Here is a 23,775-nt window from a genome sequence, read left to right on the forward strand (position 1 = left end):
CCGTTCCGTGTGGCCGGCGGTCAGCTCTGGGACTGACCGAACGAGCCGAGCTGGCGGGTCGCCTCGACGACGCGAGCGGCCATGGCCGACTCGGCCTTCTTGCCCCAGGCGCGCGGGTCGTAAGCCTTCTTGTTGCCGACCTCGCCGTCGACCTTCAGGACGCCGTCGTAGTTCTGGAACATGAACCCGGCCACCGAGCGCGTGAACGCGTACTGCGTGTCGGTGTCGATGTTCATCTTCACGACACCGTTCGCGACGGCGAGGGCGATCTCCTCGTCGGTCGAGCCGCTGCCGCCGTGGAAGACGAGGTCGAGGGGCTTCTCGCCGGTGCCGAACTTCGACGCGATGCCGGCCTGGATCTCGCCGAGCAGCTCGGGCTTGAGCTTGACGTTGCCCGGCTTGTAGACGCCGTGGACGTTGCCGAAGGTGAGCGCGGCGATCCAGCGGCCCTGGTCACCGAGTCCGAGAGCCTCGACGACCTGCGAGACGTCACCGGTCGTGGTGTAGAGGGCGTCGTTCGAGCCCTCGTGCTGCACGCCGTCCTCTTCGCCGCCGACGACGCCGATCTCGACCTCGAGGATCGCGCGGATCGCCTTGATGCGGGGAAGCAGCTCCTTGGCGATCTCGATGTTCTCGGCGAGCGGCACGGCCGAGCCGTCCCACATGTGCGACTGGAAGATCGGCTGACCGCCGTCGGCGACGGCCTCCTCCGATGCCGAGATGAGCGGCAGCAGGAAGTCGTCGAGGGCGGGCTTCGGGCAGTGGTCGGTGTGGAGCGCGACCGTGACGGGGTAGTTCTTGGCGACCTCGTGGGCGAACTTCGCGAAGGCGAGCGCACCGGTCGCGCGGCCCTTGACGGTGTGTCCGGCGAAGTAGTCGGCGCCACCGGTCGTGACCTGGATGATGCCGTCGGAGCCGGCCTCGGTCAGGCCCTGAAGAACGGCGTTGATGGACTGCGAGCTGGCGGCGTTGATGGCGGGGTAGGCGAAACCACCGGCCTTCGCGCGATCCAGCATCTCTGCGTACTGTTCGGGGGTGGCGATGGGCATGAGAGCTCCTCAAATCGGCGGTGTTACCGAGCCCACTTTATCGAAGGCCGCTCTCGCCGTCCGCGGGGCGGCCGGAGAAACGACGCTGCTTGTTGTCACGTGTTCGCGACGCGGCTGGATGTACGGATTCGTTAAGAATCCCGATTCCTTCGTGGGCGCGCGGCCGAAAGCGGCGGATCCTCGCGCCTGCCCGCACCTATGCTGTGGCGCATGGTGAGTTTGACCGCCGACATGAGTCCCCTGCATCCCGATCGAAACCTCGCGCTCGAGCTCGTGCGCGCGACAGAGGCGGCGGCGATCCGTTCGGTGCCGTTCATCGGCCGCGGGCAGAAGGAGCTCGCCGACGGGGCGGCCGTCGACGCCATGCGCGCGTTCCTCACGACGGTCAACTTCGACGGCGTGATCGTCATCGGCGAGGGTGAGAAGGATGCCGCACCCATGCTCTTCAACGGCGAGAAGGTCGGCACCGGTCGCGGGCCCCAGGCCGACATCGCCGTGGATCCGATCGACGGCACGACCCTCACCGCGGAGGGGCGCAACAACGCGCTCTCGGTCATCGCGGTCGCCGACCGGGGAGCGATGCTCGACGCCTCGTCGGTGTTCTACATGGACAAGCTCGTCACCGGCCCTGCGGGTGTCGGCGTCGTCGACATCCGACTGCCCATCGCCGAGAACATCCGGCGGCTCGCGAAGGCTCTCGGCAAGCCTGTCGATGAACTGGTGGTCTCGGTCCTGAACCGTCCGCGTCACGCGCAGCTGATCCAGGAGATCCGGGATGCCGGCGCGGGCACGCGGCTGATGAGCGACGGCGACGTCGCGGGTGGGATCAACGCGGCCCGGCACAACGCGCGCACGGACATGTGCGTGGGTGTCGGCGGCAGCCCGGAGGGCATCGTCACCGCGTGCGCCATCAAGGCCCTCGGCGGTCACATCCAGGGCCGGTTGTGGGCGCGCGACGACGACGAGAAGCAGCGCGGCATCGACGCCGGGCTCAACCTCGACGGTCACGTCTACGAGGCCGACGATCTCGTCCGCGGCAAGAACACGATCTTCGTGGCGACCGGTGTGACCAACGGCGAGCTCGTCGGGGGCGTTCGGCGCGAAGGCGACTACGTGTACACCGAGAGCGTGGTGCTGCGCGGCGCGTCGGGGACGCTGCGTCGGATCACCTCGGAGCACCTCACATCCAAGTGGCTCTGAACTCGGGCGGGTAACTATCACGACACGACTGCGTGTCAACCACTGATGCTCCCAGCAAGGCTCTGTCAGAATGGCAGCGGTATCAACGGCGATGACCACCCTTACGTCAGCACCCGGGAGAACCATGTCGATGACAGCAAACAACCCGCCGACCGGCCAGGTCGCGGTGACGATCGACCCCGCTCGACGTCCGGACGTGCTGCTGCGTCGGCGCCACCCCGAGGGACATCAGATGAGTGCCTGGTGGATGATCGGCGCCTTCCTCGCCGTCTCCGTCGCCGTCGTCGGCCTCGTCAACATGTTCCCGGCCTGACCGGACAGCTCGCCTCCCTTCCCCTCCGCCGACGCGTCACAGCCGTTCGCGAAGCTCGCCGACGTCCGCGCTGAGCAGCTCGGGAGCCGTCGTCATCCGCGTCGACGTCTCGATCGGGCTCGGCGCGCTCGTTGCCTCGAGCCGTGTCTCGTCGATGCCCGGGAACTTCCGCGCCGTCACGAGCACCCTGCTCTCGAGCGTCCCCACGAACTTGTTGTAGGACTCGACCGTCCGCTCGATCGCACGGCGCAGGTCGCCGGCGTGGGAGGCAAGCCCTCCGAGACGCTGGTACAGCTCGTTGCCGAGGTCGAACAGGCGCCGGGCCTCGTCGGAGACGTCTTGCTGGGTCCACGTGTATGCCACGGTCTTCAGCACCGCCCACAGGTTGACCGGTGACGCGAGTGCGACGCGCCGGCTGAAGGCGTAGTCGAGCAGCGCGGGGTCTTCGTCGAGCGCCGCCGCGAGAAGCGATTCGCTCGGGATGAAGCAGACGACGAACTCGGGACTCGAGCTCAGGCCCTGCCAGTAGGCCTTCTTCGCGAGGGCGTCCACGTGGGCGCGCACCGCCTTGACGTGCGCCGTCAGCAACGCTTTGCGGCGTCGCGCCTCCTCACCCTGCGCGGTGACGGGTATCGCGCTCGCCTCGAGATACGAGTCGAGCGGCACCTTCGCGTCGACCGCGAGCGCCTTGTCGCCGGGGAGACGGACGATCAGGTCGGGGCGCCCCGCGCCGCTGTCGGACGAGATGCTGGACTGCAGCTCGAAGTCGACGTAGCGGGTGAGGCCGGCGGACTCGACGATGCGTCGCAGCTGCGTCTCGCCCCAGACGCCACGGGCCGCGCTCGAGCGCAGGGCGCCGGCGAGCGACTCCGTCGTCGAACGCAGCGCCTCGTCGGTCTCGCGTCCGAGTCGCAGCTGCTCCGCGACCGAACCGAACTGCTCGCTGCGTTCGCGTTCGAGGAGCTCGACCTTGGCCTGCATCGCCTGCAGCGACTCCTGGACGGGGGCGAGCGCTCGCAAGACCGCCTGCTCGCGGCGTTCGCGTTCGTCGCGAGCGGCCTGGTCGAGCCGCGCCTGGGTTCCCAGCTCACGCTGCAGCTCGCGCTGTCGTTCCAGTTGCTCGGCGTGGGCGTCGCGCTCGGCCTCAGCAACGGCCGCGCGAGCCTCGAGACGGACTCGGTCGGCTGCTCCCTCGCGTGAGGTGCGCGCGGAGCCCGCGAACCAGCCACCCGCGGCGGCGATCGCGGCGACGACGATGAGGATGAAGACGAGAGCGGCGTCCATGTGTCCAGGATGCCCGGTGGCTCTGACATCGCACGGAGGCGGGGCGTGCGGCGCGGCTCTCTCCGCGCCCGGAGCGGACGGTGCGGCAGGATGTCGGCATGAAAGGCTACGTGCGCCCGACCATCGACACGCCGGTGTTCCGCGATGCCGACGGCGCGGTCATCGAGTACGGCAGACGTTGGCCGGGATCGCCTCCAGAAGACGCCTATTCGGTCGACACGCACCCGGAGCGCTTCGCGCCGCTGCATGCTGTCGGCGATGCGCTCATCGCTCACCTAAGCGAGACATTCGAGGTCGACGTCGAAGAGGGTGTTGACGTCGCCTCAGATCTGAACAGACCGAGCTCTTTCGCTGTGCTCCGTGCGGTGCGCCTGCAGCCCGCCGACCCGCAGTGCGCATCGGTGACTTTCGTTTTCGATGCGTATCCGGGTCTCTCGGTGCACTCGGGACTGCTGCATGACGCTCACTACCCCCATTGCGGGTGCGACGCATGTGACGAGGAATGGCGGTCTGTCGCAGACGAACTCGAGGAGCAGGTCTTCGCGGTCGTGACGGGGAACTTCCGCGAGGCTATCGTGCCCGGCGCCGAGCTTCCGGTGGAGCACGCGTTCACATTCCCCGAGGGCAGCCGATCCGGCCAATCGCGCGTGGAGGACTTTCCGGTGCAGCGGCTGTCGAGCGCCGCGGAGGTGCTCCGCACCGCGGCGGACGGGTGGGCACCGTGGCCGCGCACGCAGGCGTCGCCGGGTGATGGCGCGTAGTCCCGCACTCCCGCGCGCGGCGCTGACATGGAATCATCAATCGGCCGCGCTGAGCAGGCGACCAGGGCGAACCGAACGATGGACTCGTCAGAACCGTGGAAGCCGGGGTCGGGTGGGTCTGTGCACGCTCAATCGGTGACCGGTACCGGCGAAACGGCGAGCTGCGTACGCGCGAGTGCGCCAGCGAGCGCAGGCCGAACCCGGTCCGTGCACGCCGAACCCACGACCAGCGCCAACCGAAGGGCGAACTCGTCAGAACGGTGGAAGCCCCGGTCCGGGTGGAGCCGCGACGGTGAATGCGACGAGTGGTGGTGGTGCGTCTTCGCGGTAGACCCGTCCGGTGGGTGAGGTCCAGATCAGCCTCCCGCCCGGGAGCTGTTGGACTCGCCATCGGGTGTGGTGTTTGACGTCGTGATGGCGTTTGCAGAGGTTCGCGAGGTTGCACACGTGTGTCGCTCCACCGTCGGATGCGGCGATCGTGTGGTCGAGTTCGCACCGGATCGTGGGTTGCCGGCATCCGGGGAACCGGCAGTGCCGATCGCGGGCCCGCAGCAGTCGCACCATCGCGGCGGTGGGCCGGTAGCTGTCGCACTCGAGCACCGTCCCGGTGACCGGATCGGTCAGCAGCCGGTCCCACGAGGTTGCGTTGCCGGCGAGTTCGCGTGCGGTGGCGGCGTCGATGGGCGAGCGTCCCGCCAGATCCGCGGGCCCTTCATCTTGACCCATCAGCGTGAGTGCCGACAGGGCCACCTGCACGTGTGCCCGGATCGCGCCCAGTGTTCCGCCGCCGTCGCCGGTGCCGGTGGGATCGAGGGCCGGTGTCCCGGCGAGGAGCAGGTCGGAGAACACGTCGGCGCGAACCTGGTCGATCGTGCGGGCATCGTCGATGAACGACGACCCGTCGCGAATCGTCGTGTCGGCATCGGGTAAAGCGCCGTTCGCGTCGGCTCGAGTGTCAGGCGTGCCAGGCGCATCAGCCTGGGCTCGCGCGGTGATGATCTCCCGCGCCTGCCGCGTCAGCCGGTCCACGATCCCGTCCGCGATCACCGTCGGCAAGGTCGCGATCAGGTCGGACATCCCATCCGCCCCGGGCTGCACCCACACGCCCCGCCCCGCCGCTGCTTCCTCGTGCCGCTCGGTGAACGTCCGCGGGTGAATGCGCTCGGCGATCATCCGCAGCGCGTCCCGCACCCGGTTGGGTCTCTCGCCCTCGCAGCGCTCGATCGCGACGCGTTCGAACTCCGCGCGATCTCCCGCGGGCACGATGCATCCGATCTCGTGGATCACCCGCACGTGCCCGCGGACGATGCGTCCGGCCTCCCAGGCCGCCATCGTCACGGGGTAGTTCTCGACCAGATCGCGGGCTTCGTCGATGCGACGCTGCAGGGTCCGGTCGGTCGCCACGAACACCCCGGCCAGCTCCGCCGCGATGCCGCGCAGAGCCATCTCGCGCGCCTTGACCTTCTCCGGTGCTCCCGCGGACTGGGACTCCGCCAGCTGGCCGGCGGCAGCGAGGAGACGAACCTCCCGGACCTGTGCCGCGCGCGCGGTATCCGCTATGCCCTCGGCATCCGCGACCAGCTGAGCGAGTGTGTCGACGTCTGCGTCGCTGCCCATCCCGCTACCACGCCCGCCATTCGAATGCATGTTCGAATCATGTCATGAACCTCCGACATCGTGCCGGAACCTCCCACAGACCCGCGGACGACCAGCGACTCCGTCAGGCCGGGCTGAGCAGCGAAGCCCCGATCGGCTCGTGCTCGGGCACGCGCACCCCCAGCAGCATCGCGAGTTCGACGAGATCGTGCGCGCCGGCCCGGCGAGCCGCGTCGATGGTGATGTGTGCGCACGCGAGCGCGTCCGCGAGGGCATCGTGATGCGCGAAGTCGAGGAACCCGACGGCAGCAGCAACGAGCGGCAGCCGGTAGGAATCGAGCTGGTACGTCTTCCGTGCCAGCTGCACGCTGCACACCGAGCGGATCGCGGGGAGCGCGGCATCCGTCGCCTCGCACGCGCGGCGCAGCACGGCCATGTCGAATCCGGCGTTGTGTGCCACGAGTACGTCGTCGCCGATGAAGTCGAGAAGGCGGGGGAGCTGCGCGACCCAGCTGGGGGCATGCGCCACCGCGTCGGCGGTGATGCCGTGGATGGAGACGTTGATGTCGAAGAAGCGGTCGTGGCCCGACGGCGGGCGAATCAACCAGCCGTCGGAGGCGACGACCTCGCCGTCGCGGACGCGAACCAGGCCGACAGAGCATGCGGATGCACTGGAGGAGTTCGCCGTCTCGAAGTCGATCGCGGTGAAGTCCAGTGCCACGGGACAAGCGTCACCCGTGTCCGGAGGACGAGAAGGGAGGCGCGCCGCCGAGCCGGGCGATCCGGATCGGTCGGAGGCGATGTCGGTGGGCCACGTAGACTGGATGCCCGTGGCTCTCACCATCGGAATCGTAGGACTGCCCAACGTCGGCAAGTCGACCCTCTTCAACGCCCTGACCAAGAACCAGGTTCTCGCGGCGAACTACCCGTTCGCGACGATCGAGCCGAACGTCGGCGTGGTGAACCTCCCCGACCCGCGCCTGAAGGTGCTGGCCGAGATCTTCCACTCCGAGCGCATCCTCCCCGCCGCGGTGTCGTTCGTCGACATCGCCGGCATCGTGCGCGGTGCGTCGGAGGGTGAGGGGCTGGGCAACCAGTTCCTCGCCAACATCCGCGAGGCCGACGCGATCGCGCAGGTCGTCCGCGGCTTCGCCGACGACGACGTCGTGCACGTCGAGGGTGCGGTGAACCCGCAGAACGACATGGAGACGATCAACGCCGAGCTGCAGCTCGCCGATCTCCAGACCCTCGAGAAGGCGATCACGCGCTACGAGAAGGAGGTTCGCGGCAAGAAGCTCGATCCCTCCGTGCTCGAGGCTGCCAAAGCTGCGCAGGATGCGCTTCAGCGCGGGGAACTGCTGTCGGGAGCCGACTCCAAGATCGACCTCGCGCCCATCAAGGAGCTCGGGCTGCTGACCGCGAAGCCCTTCATCTTCGTCTTCAACGTCGACGAGGCCGTGCTTACGGATGAGGCGCGCAAGGCGGAGCTCGCCGCGCTCGTCGCTCCTGCCCAGGCGGTGTTCCTCGACGCGAAGATCGAGTCGGAGCTCATCGACCTCGACCCCGAGGAAGCCGCAGAACTGCTCGCGTCGACCGGTCAGGACGAGTCGGGCCTCGACCAGCTCGCGCGCATCGGATTCGACACGCTGGGCCTGCAGACCTACCTCACCGCGGGCCCGAAGGAAGCGCGCGCCTGGACGATCGGCAAGGGCTGGAAGGCTCCGCAGGCTGCCGGCGTCATCCACACCGATTTCGAGAAGGGCTTCATCAAGGCCGAGGTCATCTCGTTCGAGGACCTCGTCGCGACCGGCTCGGTCGCCGAGGCCCGCGCGAAGGGCAAGGCGCGCCTCGAGGGCAAGGACTACGTCATGCAGGACGGCGACGTCGTGGAGTTCCGCTTCAACGTCTGACGCCCTGCCGCTATCGGTGAAGCCCACCGCCCACGGCTGGCACAATCGAGGCATGCCACGCGAGCGCGCCGGAGATCCGCAGTATGACGGGTCGCCCGGTGTCGACACGCCCACAGATGACACTCTGCAGGCGTACGACCGACGAATCGGAGCGCTCGTGATCGAAGACCAGGTCGTCGGTCATGTGGCGAGCGTCGTCCGCGAGATGCGATTTCCGTCGAGGCAGCGCTGGTTGTGGTTCACCGTCGTGTGGCCCGACGGATCGCGTGAGCTCCCCTTCGAGGACTACGGTCCTGGATGGCACACGGTTCGTGAGCTCGAGGCCGGGTACCTTGCTTACCACCTGCAAAGCACGGTGCACGAGCGGCGTCTGATGGGCCGCCACTGGCTCTCGGCGAGGTGGGGTGCGTCGCAGACGTTCGGCGTGCGATGGCTCGAGGGAGACGTCGCCGCTCGTCGTTGGCTCGAACTCGGTCTTCGTGACGAAGACTTCTGAACACCCGTTACCAGCCCTCGCACGTTCCATCAACCGGTGGGCGACTCGTCCCGACCCTGCCTAGCGTGGATGTCATCTCGACTCGAGGAGGCAACACTATGGCCACGAACACCACCACCACGCGCAACAAGCGCCGCGCTTCCGGCGCCGGTCTGACGAACGAGCAGAACGCCGAGAGCGGCTTCCGCGCGTCGCAGAAGCTCAGCGAGAACACCCAGAAGGTGCTCGTCGACCTCATCGAGCTGTCGCTCCAGGGCAAGCAGGCGCACTGGAACGTCGTCGGACGCAACTTCCGCGACACCCACCTCCAGCTCGACGAGATCATCGACGCCGCTCGCGAGTTCGCCGACACCGTCGCCGAGCGCATGCGTGCGCTTCACGCCCTCCCGGATGGCCGCAGCGACACCGTCGCCGAGACCACGACGCTGCCCGAGTTCCCGCAGGGCGAGATCGACACCGCCGAGGTCATCGACCTGATCACCGAGCGCCTCGAGGCGACGATCGGCACGTGCCGCGACGTGCACGACGAGGTCGACGAGGAAGACCCGACGACCGCCGACATCCTGCACTCGATCCTCGAGCGCCTCGAGCAGCTCGCCTGGATGGTCAGCGCCGAGAACCGCAAGCCCCAGGGCTGACCAGGCCCCGGCCGGGTAATCCCCAGCAACGAAGACCCCGCCCCGTGACCACCGCGTCCGGGCGGGGTCTTCGCGTATCGCGTGTGTCAGACCAGCCGCGGATCGATCATCGTCATGCCCGCCGCTGCCGCGGTGTCCCTGGCCGGCAACAGTCGCGCACCTTCCTCCAGTCCGACGACCCGCTGCACGAGGTCCTGCGGGCGCAGGCTGCCGTCGCCGATCAGCGCCATCATTCCGGGGTAGTCCACCGCGGCCATGCCGTGGCTGCCGAGCAGGTCGAGCTCCCACGCGATGACGCGGGCCAGGGGAGCGGCGCTACGACCGGATGCCGAGGGCAGTAGCCCGATCTGCACATGACGTCCTCGACGACGAAGGCTCAGAATCGCATCCGATGCGGTCTGCTCGCTGCCCACCGCATCGACCGAGACGTGGCTGCCCCCGCCCGTCAGCTCGTGAACGACGGCGGGGACGTCCTGCCCGTCAGCGGCGACGACGTGTTCGGCGCCGAGCTCCGAGGCGGTCTGCAAAGCGGCAGGCGACCGGTCGACCGCGATGACCCGCGCTCCCAGAGCCCGTGCGATCATCACGGCGCTGAGGCCGACACCGCCTGCGCCGACGATCGTGATCCACTCGCCGCCGCTCAGGGTCGCCCGGGCGATCAGCGCGCGGTACGCCGTGGCGAAGCGGCATCCGAGCGCCGCCGCGGCTTCGAACGAGACACCGTCGGGGATGCCGACGAGGTTGACGTCGGCCGCCGGCACGACGACCCGCTCGGCGAACGAGCCGGCGTAGGTGAAGCCGGGCTGCTGCTGGTGCGGGCAGACCTGGGCGTCCCCGCGTGCGCACCACTCGCATCGACCGCAGCCGATGACGAACGGCGTCGTGACGCGATCACCCACCTGCCAGCCCGCGACTTCCGCACCGACCTCGGAGATGACACCTGAGAACTCATGCCCGGGGGTGTGGGGGAGTGCGATGTCGTCGTGGCCGGCCCAGGCGTGCCAGTCGCTTCGACAGAGGCCGGTGGCGCGCACCGACACCACCACCCCGTCGGCGGGGACGCTCGGATCGGCCACCTCGCGAACCGTCACCGGCCCGCGGATGCTGTCCATGACCATCGCTCGCACGTTCGGCCACGCTACGCCATCGAGCGAGTCAGCGCCGCACGGTCGACGGCAGTGTGACGCGAAAGGTCAGGCGTCGCGGAAGCCCTCGAGGTCGGGGTCCCACTGTGCGGGTGCCTCGTCGTCGAGGGCATAGAGGTGAGCGCCCTCGGAACGGCGCTGAGGGTAGCTCTCGTGCGCTCGAAGGTCTTCCGCCCCCTCGGAGAAGTCCGGTTCATCGGCGTCCCAGTCGATGGGGGCGGACAGCACGTCGTTGCCGACCCCGATGACGAGTTCGGCCTCATCGACACGCCCGCTCGGTTCGAGCACGATCGGAATCCGCACGGCTTCGGCGCGGCCGTAATTGGCGACCGCCGCCGTGAGCTCCACCAGTGCCTCCGCAACGTCATCCGTCGTGATCACCGTGTCGCCCGCGTACGTGATTCGTCTCATGACAACACTGTGGCGGCTGGCGCCGCCGGGCACCTCGCACTTGCGCTGACGATCGTCATCGGATACGGCTCGCATCGGCCGAGGATCATTGCACGAGGCTCCCGGCTGGTCAACGCGCCTGACGCGATCGGCGGCGCTGCCTAGCGTTGTCGAGAGCGTCGGAATCGGCGCGCCGACAGCGAGGGAGACGTGATGAGCCAGCAGGACCCGGCGACCGACCAGGAACCGCTCTCCGAGCCGGAGGCGGTCCGCAAGGATATGCGCTACAGCCCGGCCAGCGACACCGAGACCCGTGAGAAGCAGGACGAGGCCCCGACCAGCCCCGACGAGGACGTCGATGACGAGCTCGTGCGTGCACGTCCGGGAACCGGCGGTCCCGACGATGTCGGCGACGTCGATGTGCCCGCCGAGGACCTCAATCTGCCGTGGCGCGACGACGAAGCGGGCGCCTGACAGTCCACCGTCTGCTGGCGCGGGCGGTCAGTTCCACCCGACGGTGTTGAACCACTGAGCCCGGGCCTCGGCCTCGGCGGCATCCGTCGTGCCGCGGAAGGCGTCGTGGCGGTCGATGCGACCCTCGCTCAATTCGACGAAGGCCGTGCACACGGGGCACAGTCCCCGTCCGAAGGGAAACCCGCCGGGCAGTGTCGGCGACGGCTGCGCAGGCTCACCGCTGCCCGCGCATCGTGGCGGATCGGCCTGCGCGTCCGACCACATCTGCGACGTTCCGAGCCGGTTATGCAGCCCCGCGTGTCCCCTCGGGCGGGTGCACAACGCCGATCCGCGGCGGGACCGGCACCACAACGCGGTCGGATAGTTCGCGGCGGCCGGTTCGCTCACGCCGTCAGATCCGGATGCCGCAGACGCCGCACTCGCCCGCGGCGGACACCTCGACGAAGCAGTCCGGGCACATCGCGCGGACGACATCCGAGGGTGCGGGCGCCTTCGGAGTGCGCGGCGCTGCAGCGCGGGGCGCGGCGCGTCGCGCGGGTGCCGGACGTGTCGCGACCGCGACGGGTTGCTTGCGCTCCGGAACGTGCGACTCGCAGTAGAACCGGACGAAACCGCCGTGGTTGGTCGGATGACGGTGCTTGACCGCCCACAGGTGGTCGCGATCATGGGCACCGGCGTCGGCGGGGCATGCGGCGCATCGCGCGGGATCACCCGGCATGACGTCGGCGACGCGGTAGGGCGTCTCGTAGGTCAGGCGATCGCGCCAGTCGGCCGAGTCGACGATTCTCATGATGGTCCTCTCCGGCACTCGCGCGCCGGATTCCAGCGTACCCGCGGCGCCGGGGAGGCGGTCCGCCCACCATCCGGTGAACATTCGCGAAACGGCGTGCGCCGCCGCGCCGCGGGCCGGGTGGCCTTTGCGACAGTGAGGGAGTCACCACGGGCGAGAGGGCGCGAATGGAACTGGCGACCCCGGCACCGATGGACGTGCTGCTGCGTCCTGCTGCACTGGCGCGCGCTTGGATGGGGCCGGGCCGCGACCAGGAGACGATCGCCGTGCCCGGCGTCGTGCTCGGGCCGGGCGAAGTGCTCGTCCGTGTCGAGCTCGTCACGATCACCGAGGACGACATCGCGATCACGGACGGTGAGGAGCAATGCCCGGTGCCGACGGTCCTCGGCCGTGAGTTCGTCGGCAGGGTCGCGGCGCTCGGCGGCGCGGTCGCGGCGGCGGACGGCATTCCGCTCGAGCTCGGGGAGCGCGTCGTGAGCGCCGTGGGACCGCATGAGCGCATCGGAGCCCATCGCGAACTCGTGGGCGGCTTCGCGACGCACGTGCATCTGGTCACGGGCACGCCAATCGTCCGTGTGGGCGAGGCGCTCCCGGCCTGCATCCTGGCCCCCGTGTCGGGCGCGGTCGCGCGAGCGGCCGGGCTCGTGCGACGGCTGGAGGAGATCGCCGATCCCGAGGACCTGCTCGTGACCATCGCCGGCACCGGTGCCGATCCGCTCGTGCTGTCCGCCATGATCGCCGAGCGGGGTGGACGAGCGCGGCTCGCCTCAGCCGATCCGCGGGTGCGCGCGCGGGCCGAGCGATTCGGCGCTGCGCTGGCGCCCGAGCACTCGCCCGAGACGGATCTGAGCGCGCGCTTCCGTACCGCGAGCGAAGCCTCACCGGAAACGACCCTGCGGGTCGGCGTGCCGACATCCGCCGACCTCGAGGCTGCCGTCGCCTTCATGCGCGCCCCGGGCACCCGCCGCTACCCGTTCGCCGACCTCGTCTCGACACCCTTGCCGCTCGACCGCCTCGACGACGCGATCGAGCTTGCCCGGTCGGGTCGCCACCTGCGCGTGGCGATCGCCCCCGGAGCCTGAGCTCGCGGGGGCGATCGGAAGCCGTGTCGGCGGCGTTCAGGACCGACGGGTCACGCGGTCTGGCCGGCGTGCTCGCCTTCTTCGATCTCCTCGATGACCTTCGCGTTGAAGGACGGGAGGTCATCGGGCGTTCGGCTCGAGACGAGGCCCTGGTCCACGACGACCTCCTCGTCGACCCAGGTCGCACCGGCGTTCACCAGATCGGTGCGCAGGCTCGGGAAGCTCGTCAGGGTGCGGCCCGAGAGGACGTCAGCCTCGGTCAGGATCCACGCCGCGTGGCAGATCGCGCCGACGGGCTTGTGCTGTTCGAAGAACGCGCGCGCGAAGTCGACCGCGTTCGCGTCGAGTCGCAGGTTGTCGGCGTTGACGACGCCGCCCGGAAGCACGAGCGCGTCGTACTCGTCGGCCTCGGCATCCGCCGTGACGACGTCGACCTTCTGGGTGTGGCCGTTCTTGCCGGTGATCTGGCCCGATTCGGGGGCGATCATGACGACGGTCGCGCCCGCGTCGGAGACGGCCTGCCAGGGCGAGGTCAGCTCGCTGTCCTCGAAGCCGTCGGTTGCCAGGAATGCGATCTTCTTGCCATCGAGAGTGCTCATGTCGCCGACGCTACGCGCGGCCGACGGTCGCTGCGACGCGCTTGACACGCTCCGCGACGCATGGTCCGCTGCGGGGTTACGATGGCGATATGTCCACAGCATCCACGCCCCAGCCTCAGACACTGCAGCCGGTTCCCGATGAGAAGAACCTGCTGGTCACCGCGAACGACGACGCAGGTTCCTGCTGCGGCGGAGGATGCTGCTCGACCTCCTGAACCTCGCCTCGAGGCGTACGACGAAGCCGCCGGTGCATGACGCACCCGGCGGCTTCGTCGTTCTCGCGCGATGGCGGCGAGGCCGGCTCAGTGCGCCGCGGGCACGCCTTCGGGGCTGTCGGCCGGCTTGCGGATGAGCAGCGCCCCGATGATCAGCGGCGACGCGATGATCGCGGCCACGAAGAAGGCCGCCCGCGCGCCCGCGGCGCCGGCCGCCGTCGTCCCCGGATCGGCGGCGCCGGCCTCGGCAGCGGCCATCACCGTGATGAGCAGAGCGATGCCCGCGGCGCCCGCGACCTGCTGGATGGTCGAGACGATCGCGCTGCCGTACGAGTAGAACCGCGGCTGCAGAGAGCCGAGGGATGCCGTGAACAGCGGCGTGAACGACATCGCCAGGCCGAGCGAGAGACACGTCTGCAGCGTGAGCAGCAGCCATACCGACGTGTTCTCGGTGAGGGTGGTGAAGCTCCACAGGATGCCGGTGACGATGACGGCTCCGGGGACGAGAAGCACGCGCGTGCCCCAGCGGTCGTAGATGCGCCCGATGAACGGGCCGGCGATGCCCATCGCGAGAGAGCCCGGCAGGACGATCAGCCCGGACTCGAGCGCGGAGAGTCCGAGGACGTTCTGCATGTACAGCGGCAGCAGGGTGATCGCGCCGAAGAACGCCATGGACATGACGCCCAGCTGGGCCACCGAGAGCGAGAAGTTGGCCGAGCGGAACACGCGCAGGTCGAGCAGCGCCTCGTCGTTGCGCTGCAGCACGAGCTGACGCCAGACGAACGCGCCGAGCGCCACGACCCCGACCGACAGGGAGATGATGAGCGGCAGGTTCGATGCGGGCGCCGCGGCCGCGGCATCCCCGCCGCCGTGGCCTCCGGCGCCGATCTGGCTGAGTCCGAACACGAGGCCTCCGAAACCGAAGGCCGAGAGCACGACGGAGAAGACGTCGAGTGGCGCGCGCCGGGTCTCGCCGAGGTTGTGGATCCAGCGGACGCCGATCGCGAGCGAGACCAGGGCGATCGGGAGGACGACGCCGAAGATCCAGCGCCAGCTGAGGGTGTCGAGGAGGAACCCGGACAGCGTCGGCCCGATCGCGGGAGCGAGCGACATCACGATGCTGACCCGGCCCATCATGCGGCCCCGAGCGTGCGGCGGGACGACCGTCATCAGCGTCGTCATCAGCAGCGGCATCATGATCGCGGTTCCCGAAGCCTGCACGACACGCGCGACGAGGAGGAAACCGAAGCTCTGCGCCAGGACGGCGATGAGCGTTCCCGTCGAGAACAGGCTCATCGCAGCGGTGAAGACAGCCCGCGTCGTCAGACGTTGCAGCAGGAAGCCGGTGATCGGGATGACCACCGCCATCGTGAGCATGAACGCGGTCGTGAGCCACTGCGCCGCCACCGCCGTGATGCGGAAGTCGGTGATCAGGTGCGGGATCGCGACGCCCATGGTCGTCTCGTTCAGGATCGCGACGAAGGCGGCGACGAGCAGGAGCCAGATCACCCGGTTCGCCTCGGCGGTCACGACGGTGGGCACGGCGGGCGATGCGGCGGATGCGGGGGCGTTCGTGGACGACGGCGCGACGGCCATGGGCAACTCCTCGGTCGGAAGATCGGTCGTCACCCGAGGGCGGACTCCGCAGGGCCAACGCCCCGACGGATCGATTATTCCCGGGGCCGACGACACGGCGCCAGCATCAGCTTCCGGTCGGTCGACGCGGATGCGTGCGGCGGATCACCAGAGGCGGGCGATGTCCCACAACTCCGCGGCTGCAGGGTCGGCGGCCCGGTGACCCGGTGCTCGTTCCCGGAAGTCGCGGACCAGCCCGCCGATCCGCCGACGGTATTCGGGATCGGGATGGGTCGCGGCGATGCGCACGAGCGGGGGAACGTCCATGTCGAGCACGAGCCGGACCCGGGCCGTGGCTGCGGCGCGGGCATCGGCGGCGTCGAGCACCGCCAGGCCCGACCGCAGCGCGTCGAGATAGTCGATGAGCACGGGCAGCTGTGCACGGTGCTGCGTGATCGACGACCCGTCCGCCCGCTCGCGCCAGTGCACGACGACGTCCGGAATCACGTCGAACGCTCGGGCGCGGGTGTACATCTGCTGTGCGACCAGCTGGTCTTCGTACAGCCGGTTCTCGGGGAAGCGCAGTCGGTGACGTCGCCAGAACTCGATGCGGCTCGCTTTCGACCACGCGACGATGTTCCCCGATGCCTCGGGATGGTCGGCGAGGGTGGTCCCGATGCGGGCAGGCCGAGTGGATGCCGCGACCCAGGGTTGCACGGGGCCCGGGACGTAGCCCTCATCGGTCGGACGCAGTCGCACGTAGGCCCCGGCGACGAAGTCGGAGCCCGAAGCGTCGAGCGTTCCGATCCAGCGCTCCAGGGCCGACGGGGTGAGGACGTCGTCCGCGTCGAGGAAGGCGACGAACGGGGTGTCGACCCGATCGAGCCCCGCGTTCCGTGCGGCACCCAGCCCGACGGCGCGGTCGTGTGCGATCACGCGGAACCGCTCGTCCGACGCGGCCGCTTCCGCGAAGATGCGTCCGGTCGTGTCGCGCGATCCGTCGTCGATGAGGATCGCGGTCCACTCGCCGAGGGTCTGGGCCTTCAGGGAAGCCAGCGCTTCCTCGGCGTAGGGGGCGACGTCGCGGCCGGGGACGATGACGGTGACGACGGGCGAGCTCACGACCCCGATCGTACTGCCGAGACTGCGTCGGCCACGGCGCCCGCGAGCGCTCCCGCATCCGGCACCGTCGCGCGATCGAAGCTGAACCGCACCGCGGTGCGGGCGTCATCGGCGTCGAGACCCATCGCCGTCAAGACGTGCGACGGCTCGTCGCTGCCCGCGGCGCATGCCGACCCGCTGCTCGTGACTATTCCACGCCGTTCCAGTTCGAGGAGCACGGCCTCGCCCGAGGTCGCGGCGAACGTGAACGAGGCGAGGCCCGGAAGCCTCCGATCAGGGTCGCCGGTCGCGCGCGAACCGGGGACGGTGCGGAGCACGCTGCTCGTGAACGCGTCGCGCGCCACCGTGGCCCGTGCAGCGGCCTCGGGGCGCTCGCGCTCGGCCAGCTCGAGCGCGAGCGCGAGGCCCACCGCCCCCGCGACGTTCTGCGTGCCCGAGCGCCGGCCGCGCTCCTGGCCGCCGCCGTGGATCACAGGCTCGAGGGGGAGCCGGCCGCGGACCGCCAGCACACCGATGCCCTGCGGCGCGCCGATCTTGTGGCCCGCGACCGACAGAGCCGAGGCGCCCGTGCCGGTGAGGGGAAGCCACCCGGCCGCCTGCACGGCATCGGTGTGCACCGGGACCGAACCCGCTGCTCGCGCGATCGCCGCGACATCCTGAACGGTTCCGACCTCGTTGTTGGCGTAGCCGATGCTCACGACGGCGGTGTCATCGCGCACGGCTCGGGCGACGGCGTCGGGGTCGACGCGTCCGAGCGCGTCCACGGGCAGGACGTCGAGGTCGTATCGATGCATGCGCTGGAGGTAACGACAGACCGCCAATACCGAATCGTGCTCCACCGCCGTCGTGACGATGTGGCCGGGAGCGCGTCCGCGGGCCCCGAGGGCGATGCCCGCGATCGCGAGATTGTTCGCCTCGGTTCCTCCGGACGTGAAGACGACGTCGCCGGCGCGCACGCCGAGCACCGCCGCCACCCGCCGCCGCGCGTCGTCGAGGGCGCCGGCGACGTCTTCACCCACCGTGTGGATGCTCGACGGGTTGCCGAATCGACCGGTGAGGAACGGTGCCATCGCCTCGAGCACCTCGCGACGCACCGGACCGCCCGCGGCGTGGTCGAGGTACAGCATCAGCGCGCGTCGACGACGAGGTCGAGCCCGAGGTCGAGCGAGGGCGCGGAGTGCGTGAGCGCTCCGACGGAGATCACGTCGACACCGGTCTCGGCGACCGCACGCACGCTCTCGAGCGACACTCCGCCCGACGCCTCGACGACCGCGCGACCGCCGACGATGGCGACCCCACGGCGCAGATCGTCCAGCGAGAAGTTGTCGAGCATGATCGTGTCCACGCCGGCGGCGAGCACGGGCTCGATCTGATCGATGCGGTCGACTTCCACCTCGACGTGGGTCGTGTGAGGAAGGTCATCCATCGCGCGTCGCAGCGCTTCGGTCAGCCCCGTCCCATCGGCGGTGATGACACCGAGGTGGTTGTCCTTGAGCATGACCGCATCCGACAGGGAGAACCGGTGGTTGTGGCCGCCGCCGTCCCGGACGGCCTGCCGCTCGATCAGACGCAGCCCCGGTGTCGTCTTGCGGGTGTCGACGATGCGGGCACCGGTCCCCGCGACTTCGTCGACGTAGCGACGGGTCAGCGTCGCGATCCCCGACATCCGCTGGGTGAGGTTCAGTCCGACGCGTTCGGCGGTCAGCACGGCGCGCGCCGGACCGCGGACGGTGGCCAGCGTGTCACCGGGGCGGATGCGCGAGCCGTCGGGCACGTCGATCACGACGTCGCAGCTCGGATCGGTGAGCGCGAAAGCCGCGGCGAAAACTGCCCCGCCGCTGAGGATGCCGTCGACGCGCGAGACGAGCGCGGCCGTGGCGCGCGCCGCCCCGGGGATGAAGGCGGTGCTGGTGAGATCGCCCCATGGGGCGTCCTCATCGAGTGCGGGGCCGACGATGGCAGCGATCTGTCGGGGGGTGAGCATCATGCGACCTTCTCGGGAGCGGCGGCGGGTCGGACGGATTCGTCGGCGGTCAGCGGACGAGCGGTGGTGTCGTCGCTGCGGTGGTGTGCGCCGATCGATCGGGTGCGTGCGAGCGCGGCGGTGGTCATCGAGCTCGCGACGAGGAGCAGGTTGGCGTCCTCGTGTTCGCGCCGGGAGCGGGGTGCGACTGCGGCGCGCGACCACTCATCGAGGATGTCGAGCGCGAGAGCGAGCCCGGAGGCGTCCCGCTCGAGTCCGACGTGCCGCCACATGAGCGACTGCAGGGCCGCTCGGCTGAACGGTCCGTTCGCCGGTATCCGTCGCGGCGCACGGGACCGGCTCGCCACGGCGCGAGGTGACGACGAGACGCTCGGAGACGCCGTTGCGACCCGCGGGTCGCCGTCGACGACGGCATCCGCGGTGCGCAGGCCGAACACGACGGCTTCGAGCAGCGAGTTGGAGGCCAGCCGATTGGCACCGTGCACGCCCGTGCGCGCGACCTCGCCGACCGCGAACAGCCCGTCGACGTCGGTCCGACCGTCGAGATCGGTCACGACGCCGCCCATGAGGTAGTGCGCGGCGGGAGTGACGGGAACCGGATGCCGCGACCAATCCCATCCGCGCGCCCGCACGGACTCGTCGATCGTCGGGAACCGGTGGGCGAGGAAGGCAGCCGTCGCCGACGGAGTCTCGCGCAGACCGGTCGCGTCGAGCAGCACCGGCCGGCCGCCCTGACGCGCCATCGCCGCCGCGATCGAGCGGGCCACGACGTCTCGTGGAGCGAGTTCCGCATCGGGATGCGCATCGACGCAGAAGCGGCGCCCGCGCTCGTCGATCAACACAGCACCCTCGCCGCGCACGGCCTCCGACACGAGCGTCCCATCGGTCAGGGCGGTGGGGTGGAACTGCACGAACTCCAGGTCGGCGACGGTCGCGCCGGCGCGCAGGGCGAGCGCGATCCCGTCGGCGGTCGCCACCGCGGGATTCGTCGTGTGGGCGTACAGCTGTCCCGCCCCACCGGTCGCGAGGACCACGGCATCCGCGGCCAGCGTCTCGGTGCGGCCCTCCGAGAGCACCCGCACACCCCGCGCCGCCCCGTCGGAGACCACGACGTCGGTGACGAGAGCGTCGGAGCGGATCTGGACGGGCGCGAGAGCCAGCGCGCGGTTCAGAGCGCGCTGGATCGCGGCTCCGGTCGCATCGCCGCCGGCGTGCAGGATTCGCGGAACCCGGTGCGCACCTTCCAGGCCGAGTCGCAGCGCGCCGCTGTCGTCGCGGTCGAACGCGACCCCGATCGCCTCGAGCGTCGCGACGGCGTCCGGCCCCGCCGATGCGAGCGTGTGCACGGCGTCGCGCTCGCCGAGGCCCGCGCCGGCGCGCAGAGTGTCGTCGACGTGGGCGAGAACCGAGTCGCCCGTGGCCGTCACGGCGGCGATGCCGCCCTGCGCGTAGGCGGTGTTGCCGTCGCCGAGCGCTCTCTTCGTGACCAGGACGACCTCGCAGCCGGCGTCGGCGGCGCGCAGGGCGCACATGCCGCCGGCAAGACCGGAGCCCACGACCACGACACGCCGGGTCATGGCCGCGCCGCCAGCATCCGTTCGAGGGCGGCCCGTGCCGGCACGGCGACGTCGTCGGAGACCCGGATGCGGTTGGGGGTCCGTCCCGCGCAGAGCTCGTCGAGGACCCACGCCAGGTAGCCCGGGTGGATGCGGTACATCGTCGAGCACGGGCAGACGACGGGATCGAGGCAGAAGATGCGGTGCTGCGGGTATTGCGCGGCGAGCCGCTGGACGAGGTTGATCTCTGTGCCGACCGCGAAGATTGTGGGCTCGGTCGCGCCGTCGATCGCGCGGCGGATGTACTCCGTCGATCCCGCCTCGTCCGCGGCGTCCACGACCGGCATCGGGCACTCGGGGTGGACGATGACGCGGACGCCCGGGTGTTCCGCACGCGCCTGCGCGATCTGCTCGACGGTGAAGCGGCGGTGCACCGAGCAGAAGCCATGCCAGAGGATGACCCGAGCATCGCGCAGGGACGCCTCGTCGTTGCCGCCGAGCGGGCGGCGGGGGTTCCACATCGGCATGCGGTCGAGCGTGACCCCCATCGCCTTGGCGGTGTTGCGTCCGAGGTGCTGGTCGGGGAAGAACAGCACCCGGCGGCCGCGTGCGAAGGCCCACTCGAGCACGGTGCGGGCGTTCGAGGAGGTGCACACGATTCCGCCGTGCCGGCCGACGAAGCCCTTGATGGCGGCGGAGGAGTTCATGTACGTGACGGGGATGACGGGGAGAAGTCCTTCGGCGTCGGGGCTGCCGAGGTCGCCGTAGATCTCGCCGAGCTGCTCCCAGCACTCCTCGACCTCGTCGATCGACGCCATGTCGGCCATCGAGCATCCGGCGGCGAGGTTGGGCAGGATGACGGACTGCTCGGGCCGCGACAGCAGGTCGGCGGTCTCGGCCATGAAGTGGACGCCGCAGAAGACGATGGCCTCGGCCTCGGGGTGGGCCTTCGCCGCTTCCGCGAGCTGGAACGAGTCGCCCACGTAGTCCGCGTGCCGCACGACCTCTTCGCGCTGGTAGAAGTGCCCCAGGACGACGACCCGGTCGCCGAGGGCGGCCTTGGCGGCGGAGATGCGGTCATGCAGCTCGTCCTCGTCCGCGGTCCGGTAGTACTCCGGGAGCTCGCCCTGGCGCGGCGCCCCGGTCGGGATGACGTCGCCCATCGACGAGCCCGGGCCGTACCCCGGCCGTGCGTCGAAGCTCCACGGTCCCGCGGCGAGATCGGTGTTGCATGTCTCGGCGTTCGACGCGCCGGCGACGATCGCCTGGATCCCGTGATCGACGCTCGGGTCGATCGGTCGCGGCGACAGCGTAAGCGGAGAAGTGGTCATGCGCGTTCCTTCATCGGGGGAGCGGCCCGCGGTCGGCGAGCTCGACGTCGTGGTTGTAGCGGTAGAGCCGGGCGGGGCGGTGGCTGCCGGTGCGGAACTCGCGTGTCGGGATGAGGGTGCCCGACCCCTCGACCTGGCGGCGGAAGTTCGCCGGATCGAGGCGCTTGCCGCCGATGGCCTCGTACACCTCGCGAAGCTCGGCGAGGGTGAACAGGTCAGGCAGAAGCCCATGCGCGATACGGCTGTAGCCGACCTTGTTGCGCAGCCGCCAGAGTGCGTACTCGATGATGCTCCGGTGGTCGAACGCCAGCTCCGGCAGATCGGCGGCGTCGAACCACGCGACGTTCTCGTCCTCGGGCAGCGGTGTCGATGCGACGTCCTCGCGCACCAGCGCCCAGTAGACGATCGACACCACTCGCGAGGGAGAGCGGCCGACGTCGCCGAAGACGTAGAGCTGCTCGAGATAGCTCGGAGCCAGCGCGGTCGTCTCGGCCAGGGTCCGGGATGCGGCAGCCTCGAGGTTCTCGGACACGTCGAGCCATCCGCCAGGGAGCGCCCACTGTCCGGCGTGGGGATCGCGCGTGCGACGCACCAGGGGGAGCACGACGGAGGGAAGCTCGCCGCCGTCGTGGCGCAGGCTGAAGATGACCGTCGAGACGGCGACCCGGATGTCGTCCTGCGGCCCATCCGCGGTGGTTCGTGTCATTGTGACCCTAACTGTCGCACCGATCTTATAGTCATCGCGACACGAAGCGCAAAACGGGGGACTCACAGCGGGACGCCGTACGCTGGCCTCCGTTCCCGAGGAGGTCCTGTGCTGCTGGTCGACGTCATCGTCGTGATCCTCCTCGTCGGCTTCTTCGCCATCGGCGTGACACGAGGCCTCGTCGCGATCGCGGGCTCGCTCGCCGGGCTCGTCATCGGCTCGCTCCTCGCCGTATGGGCTGTGCCCCTCATCGCGCCCGGCGTCGCCGACTGGGAGTACCGGTCGCTCGTGCTCGCCATCTGCGCCATCGCGATCATCATCCTGTGCACCGCGCTCGGCACCGCTGTCGGTGCGGCGCTGCGCCGCGGCGTCGACCGAGCCAAGCTGCGCATCCTCGACCGCATCCTGGGTGCCGGCGGGGCGACGATCGCCGGCGGACTCGTCCTCCTCCTCGGCGCCGGCGCGGTCACGGCGAGCGGCATGCCGCTCGTATCCACCGCCGTGGCCTCATCGCGCGTGCTCTCGTTCATCGACGGTCTCACCCCCGACCCCGTCGACAGCGCGCTCGCCGAGGTGCGCGGATTCGTCGTCGACGAGGGGATCCCCCGCATCGGCGAGCTTCTCCGGCCCGAGGTCGCGCCGACCGCGCCCGCCGTCGCGCTCGATGATCCCGAGCTGCAGCGCGCGGCGGCATCCGTCGCCCGCATCAGCGGCACGGCCTACGCCTGCGGTGTGTCGATGACCGGGTCCGGATTCGTCGCCGCCGACGACCTCATCGTGACCAACGCCCACGTCGTGGCGGGCGTCGACACCCCCGTCGTCGAGCTGCCGGGCCGCGACGCGCGTGAAGGGCGCGTGGTGTACTTCGACCCGATCGACGACCTCGCCGTCATCGCGGTCTCGGACCTGGGCGTGGCGCCCCTGCCGGTCGTTCCGCCGGTCGCCGCGGGAGCAGCGGTCGCGGTCCAGGGATACCCGCTCGGCGGGCCCTTCACGAGCGGAGCCGCCTTCGTCCTCTCGGTGGGCTCGGCCCCCGTCCCCGACATCTACGACGAGTCCAGCGCTCCGCGTGAGATCTACGCGCTCGATGCCGACGTCCGCCCGGGCAACTCCGGCGGGCCGCTGTTGACCGACGCCGGTGAGGTCGCCGGCGTCGTGTTCGCGCGCGGCGCCGAGGACGAGCGGCGGGGCTACGCGATGACGACGACGGAGCTGCTGCCGGTGCTCGCGGGCGCCTCTGCGGACGCTCCGGCCGTGACGGCGGGGAGCTGCACGCGCTGAGCGGCCCAGTACAGCGGCGCCTGCGCGGTCTCGCGCGGTGACGCTATGCTGATCGCGCAACTGAAGACAGGCCGCATGACGCACGCGGGAGAGCCCCGGAGAATTCCGGGCACCGAAGGAGCAAGCCTCCCCGCCAATCTCTCAGGTCCGCGTACCGCGCGCGTCCGGCCGCTCTGGAAAGCGATCCCCTCGGGGATCCGCCGACGGTGAAAGCCGGGTTCGCCCGGTGAAACTCTCAGGCCCAAGACAGAGGGGGAGTTCCGGATGCCGCAGCCGTG

26 protein-coding genes and 2 riboswitches are annotated in these 23,775 nt (G+C 70.1%); of the genes, 10 read left to right on the top strand and 16 right to left on the bottom strand.

Annotation, left to right across the window (positions count from 1 at the left end):
* Nucleotides 1-20: 20 nt before the first annotated feature.
* Nucleotides 21-1,049, bottom strand: a complete 1,029-nt coding sequence (gene fbaA / locus ABIC53_RS04155; RefSeq protein ID WP_274177980.1) for a class II fructose-bisphosphate aldolase — start codon at nt 1,047-1,049, stop codon at nt 21-23.
* Nucleotides 1,050-1,259: 210 nt separating this feature from the next.
* Here fbaA and glpX point away from each other — a divergent pair, with 210 nt between their 5' ends.
* Both glpX and ABIC53_RS04165 read left to right on the top strand, forming a co-directional pair.
* Nucleotides 1,260-2,249, top strand: coding sequence for a class II fructose-bisphosphatase (gene glpX, locus ABIC53_RS04160; RefSeq protein WP_274177979.1), 990 nt, complete (start codon nt 1,260-1,262; stop codon nt 2,247-2,249).
* A 130-nt stretch (nt 2,250-2,379) separates the two neighbouring features.
* Nucleotides 2,380-2,562, top strand: coding sequence for a UDP-N-acetylmuramyl pentapeptide phosphotransferase (locus tag ABIC53_RS04165; protein ID WP_240309861.1), 183 nt, complete (start codon nt 2,380-2,382; stop codon nt 2,560-2,562).
* A 36-nt stretch (nt 2,563-2,598) separates the two neighbouring features.
* Here ABIC53_RS04165 and ABIC53_RS04170 read toward each other — a convergent pair whose 3' ends face one another.
* On the bottom strand, nt 2,599-3,846 hold the full coding sequence (locus tag ABIC53_RS04170; RefSeq protein ID WP_274177978.1) for a DNA recombination protein RmuC: 1,248 nt from the start codon (nt 3,844-3,846) through the stop codon (nt 2,599-2,601).
* Nucleotides 3,847-3,944: 98 nt separating this feature from the next.
* Between ABIC53_RS04170 and ABIC53_RS04175 the strand changes: the two genes are divergently transcribed.
* Nucleotides 3,945-4,607, top strand: coding sequence for a DUF6226 family protein (locus ABIC53_RS04175; protein WP_274177977.1), 663 nt, complete (start codon nt 3,945-3,947; stop codon nt 4,605-4,607).
* 252 nt (nt 4,608-4,859) lie between these two features.
* Here the strand turns inward: ABIC53_RS04175 and ABIC53_RS04180 are convergent, their stop codons facing one another.
* Nucleotides 4,860-6,254, bottom strand: coding sequence for an HNH endonuclease signature motif containing protein (locus tag ABIC53_RS04180; RefSeq protein WP_354450520.1), 1,395 nt, complete (start codon nt 6,252-6,254; stop codon nt 4,860-4,862).
* A 73-nt stretch (nt 6,255-6,327) separates the two neighbouring features.
* Nucleotides 6,328-6,924, bottom strand: a complete 597-nt coding sequence (locus tag ABIC53_RS04185) for an exonuclease domain-containing protein (protein WP_274177975.1) — start codon at nt 6,922-6,924, stop codon at nt 6,328-6,330.
* A gap of 109 nt (nt 6,925-7,033) precedes the next feature.
* On the opposite strand from ABIC53_RS04185, the gene ychF reads away from it, so the two are divergent.
* The 3 genes from ychF (at nt 7,034) to ABIC53_RS04200 (ending at nt 9,247) form a co-directional block, all read left to right on the top strand.
* Nucleotides 7,034-8,113 (top strand): redox-regulated ATPase YchF, encoded by a 1,080-nt coding sequence (ychF, locus tag ABIC53_RS04190; RefSeq protein WP_274177974.1) that lies wholly within the window; start codon nt 7,034-7,036, stop codon nt 8,111-8,113.
* Nucleotides 8,114-8,165: 52 nt separating this feature from the next.
* A complete protein-coding gene (locus ABIC53_RS04195) occupies nt 8,166-8,609 on the top strand; it encodes a hypothetical protein (protein ID WP_274177973.1) in 444 nt (147 codons plus the stop codon).
* A 98-nt stretch (nt 8,610-8,707) separates the two neighbouring features.
* Nucleotides 8,708-9,247 (top strand): Dps family protein, encoded by a 540-nt coding sequence (locus tag ABIC53_RS04200; protein WP_112614998.1) that lies wholly within the window; start codon nt 8,708-8,710, stop codon nt 9,245-9,247.
* Between the two features lie 86 nt (nt 9,248-9,333).
* On the opposite strand, the gene ABIC53_RS04205 is transcribed toward ABIC53_RS04200, so the two are convergent.
* Entirely contained in the window at nt 9,334-10,374 is a 1,041-nt protein-coding gene (locus ABIC53_RS04205; protein WP_354450523.1) for a zinc-dependent alcohol dehydrogenase family protein, read from the bottom strand.
* A 66-nt stretch (nt 10,375-10,440) separates the two neighbouring features.
* Complete coding sequence (locus tag ABIC53_RS04210) at nt 10,441-10,803, bottom strand: hypothetical protein (RefSeq protein ID WP_112614994.1); 363 nt, start codon at nt 10,801-10,803, stop codon at nt 10,441-10,443.
* Between the two features lie 192 nt (nt 10,804-10,995).
* On the opposite strand from ABIC53_RS04210, the gene ABIC53_RS04215 reads away from it, so the two are divergent.
* Entirely contained in the window at nt 10,996-11,256 is a 261-nt protein-coding gene (locus ABIC53_RS04215; protein WP_114589563.1) for a hypothetical protein, read from the top strand.
* A gap of 27 nt (nt 11,257-11,283) precedes the next feature.
* Here ABIC53_RS04215 and ABIC53_RS04220 read toward each other — a convergent pair whose 3' ends face one another.
* Entirely contained in the window at nt 11,284-11,409 is a 126-nt protein-coding gene (locus ABIC53_RS04220; RefSeq protein WP_258524558.1) for a hypothetical protein, read from the bottom strand.
* A 238-nt stretch (nt 11,410-11,647) separates the two neighbouring features.
* Complete coding sequence (locus ABIC53_RS04225; RefSeq protein WP_112614988.1) at nt 11,648-12,046, bottom strand: glucose-6-phosphate dehydrogenase; 399 nt, start codon at nt 12,044-12,046, stop codon at nt 11,648-11,650.
* Between the two features lie 167 nt (nt 12,047-12,213).
* Here ABIC53_RS04225 and ABIC53_RS04230 point away from each other — a divergent pair, with 167 nt between their 5' ends.
* The gene (locus ABIC53_RS04230) at nt 12,214-13,128 is read left to right on the top strand and encodes an alcohol dehydrogenase catalytic domain-containing protein (RefSeq protein ID WP_354450526.1); all 915 of its coding nucleotides are present in this window, start codon (nt 12,214-12,216) and stop codon (nt 13,126-13,128) included.
* 50 nt (nt 13,129-13,178) lie between these two features.
* Here ABIC53_RS04230 and ABIC53_RS04235 read toward each other — a convergent pair whose 3' ends face one another.
* Nucleotides 13,179-13,727: a type 1 glutamine amidotransferase domain-containing protein gene (locus ABIC53_RS04235; protein WP_354450528.1), complete on the bottom strand. Its 549-nt coding sequence runs from the start codon at nt 13,725-13,727 to the stop codon at nt 13,179-13,181.
* A gap of 89 nt (nt 13,728-13,816) precedes the next feature.
* Here ABIC53_RS04235 and ABIC53_RS04240 point away from each other — a divergent pair, with 89 nt between their 5' ends.
* The gene (locus ABIC53_RS04240) at nt 13,817-13,942 is read left to right on the top strand and encodes a hypothetical protein (RefSeq protein WP_258524557.1); all 126 of its coding nucleotides are present in this window, start codon (nt 13,817-13,819) and stop codon (nt 13,940-13,942) included.
* 87 nt (nt 13,943-14,029) lie between these two features.
* Here the strand turns inward: ABIC53_RS04240 and ABIC53_RS04245 are convergent, their stop codons facing one another.
* The 7 genes from ABIC53_RS04245 to ABIC53_RS04275 all read right to left on the bottom strand — a co-directional run bounded on the left by ABIC53_RS04245 (nt 14,030) and on the right by ABIC53_RS04275 (nt 22,216).
* Nucleotides 14,030-15,538, bottom strand: coding sequence for a DHA2 family efflux MFS transporter permease subunit (locus ABIC53_RS04245; RefSeq protein ID WP_282501024.1), 1,509 nt, complete (start codon nt 15,536-15,538; stop codon nt 14,030-14,032).
* A 144-nt stretch (nt 15,539-15,682) separates the two neighbouring features.
* Nucleotides 15,683-16,639: a glycosyltransferase family 2 protein gene (locus tag ABIC53_RS04250; RefSeq protein ID WP_274177968.1), complete on the bottom strand. Its 957-nt coding sequence runs from the start codon at nt 16,637-16,639 to the stop codon at nt 15,683-15,685.
* Entirely contained in the window at nt 16,636-17,766 is a 1,131-nt protein-coding gene (locus ABIC53_RS04255) for a cysteine desulfurase family protein (RefSeq protein ID WP_354450531.1), read from the bottom strand. The genes ABIC53_RS04250 and ABIC53_RS04255 overlap by 4 nt, the downstream gene beginning before the upstream one ends.
* A complete protein-coding gene (gene nadC, locus ABIC53_RS04260) occupies nt 17,766-18,623 on the bottom strand; it encodes a carboxylating nicotinate-nucleotide diphosphorylase (protein WP_354452164.1) in 858 nt (285 codons plus the stop codon). The genes ABIC53_RS04255 and nadC overlap by 1 nt, the downstream gene beginning before the upstream one ends.
* Nucleotides 18,623-20,200 carry an L-aspartate oxidase gene (nadB, locus tag ABIC53_RS04265; protein WP_354450532.1) on the bottom strand — a complete coding sequence of 526 codons (1,578 nt, stop codon included), beginning with the start codon at nt 20,198-20,200 and terminating at the stop codon, nt 18,623-18,625. The genes nadC and nadB overlap by 1 nt, the downstream gene beginning before the upstream one ends.
* Nucleotides 20,197-21,510: a quinolinate synthase NadA gene (gene nadA, locus ABIC53_RS04270; protein WP_274177966.1), complete on the bottom strand. Its 1,314-nt coding sequence runs from the start codon at nt 21,508-21,510 to the stop codon at nt 20,197-20,199. The genes nadB and nadA overlap by 4 nt, the downstream gene beginning before the upstream one ends.
* Nucleotides 21,511-21,520: 10 nt before the next feature.
* Complete coding sequence (locus tag ABIC53_RS04275; RefSeq protein ID WP_274177965.1) at nt 21,521-22,216, bottom strand: NUDIX hydrolase; 696 nt, start codon at nt 22,214-22,216, stop codon at nt 21,521-21,523.
* A 108-nt stretch (nt 22,217-22,324) separates the two neighbouring features.
* On the opposite strand from ABIC53_RS04275, the gene ABIC53_RS04280 reads away from it, so the two are divergent.
* On the top strand, nt 22,325-23,497 hold the full coding sequence (locus tag ABIC53_RS04280; protein WP_269266134.1) for a MarP family serine protease: 1,173 nt from the start codon (nt 22,325-22,327) through the stop codon (nt 23,495-23,497).
* Between the two features lie 75 nt (nt 23,498-23,572).
* Nucleotides 23,573-23,664: riboswitch (glycine riboswitch) on the top strand.
* Nucleotide 23,665: 1 nt separating this feature from the next.
* A riboswitch (glycine riboswitch) is annotated at nt 23,666-23,754 on the top strand.
* Nucleotides 23,755-23,775: the final 21 nt, after the last annotated feature.

The sequence above is a fragment of the Microbacterium sp. 1262 genome, assembly GCF_040544895.1.
Taxonomy (GTDB): domain Bacteria; phylum Actinomycetota; class Actinomycetes; order Actinomycetales; family Microbacteriaceae; genus Microbacterium; species Microbacterium plantarum.